The sequence below is a fragment of the Mycobacterium gordonae genome (assembly GCF_001417955.2).
GTDB lineage: Bacteria > Actinomycetota > Actinomycetes > Mycobacteriales > Mycobacteriaceae > Mycobacterium > Mycobacterium gordonae_B.
The window spans coordinates 1-541 of sequence record NZ_LKTM01000268.1 but is presented as its reverse complement, the minus strand read 5'-3'; the positions used below and the strand labels follow the sequence as shown (position 1 = coordinate 541).

At 77.1% G+C, this 541-nt stretch carries 1 pseudogene; it reads left to right on the top strand.

Annotated features, from left to right (window positions below):
• Window positions 1-541 (top strand): annotated as a pseudogene (locus AO501_RS38250) (PE family protein); the annotation flags it as partial.

The following is a 541-nucleotide window of genomic DNA, read 5'->3' as shown; positions in this document are numbered from 1 at the left end:
CCGGCGCCGGCGGCGTCGGTGGAGCACTGCTCGGGCTGGACGGATCCAACGCCCCGGCAAGCACCTCGCCCCTGCACTCCGTGCAACAGCAGGTGCTCAAGGCCATCAACACGCCTATCCAGGCCGCGACCGGGCGTCCGTTGATCGGCAACGGCGCCAACGGGACCGTCAGCCTCGGGTCCGCCGGCGGAGCTGGTGGGCAGGGCGGCTGGTTGTTCGGCAACGGCGGGTCCGGCGGGATCGGCAGCTACGGCGCGACCAGCAGCACGTCCGGCCTGGCAGGCGGGGCGGGCGGAGCCGGCGGCGACGGCTTGGACACCGCCGGAGGGAACGGCGGGGCCGGCGGCAATGCCGGACTGCTGTTCGGTTCGGGCGGTGCCGGCGGCGCCGGCGGCGCCGGTGCTCCGGACATTGCGACCAGCGGCGGTGCCGGCGGTGGAGGCGGCAAATCCGGGTTCGTCGGCAACGCCGGCAATGCCGGCGCCGGTGGCGCCGGCGGGACCGGGGGCACCGGCGGTGCCGGCGGGCTCGGCGGCGGCGC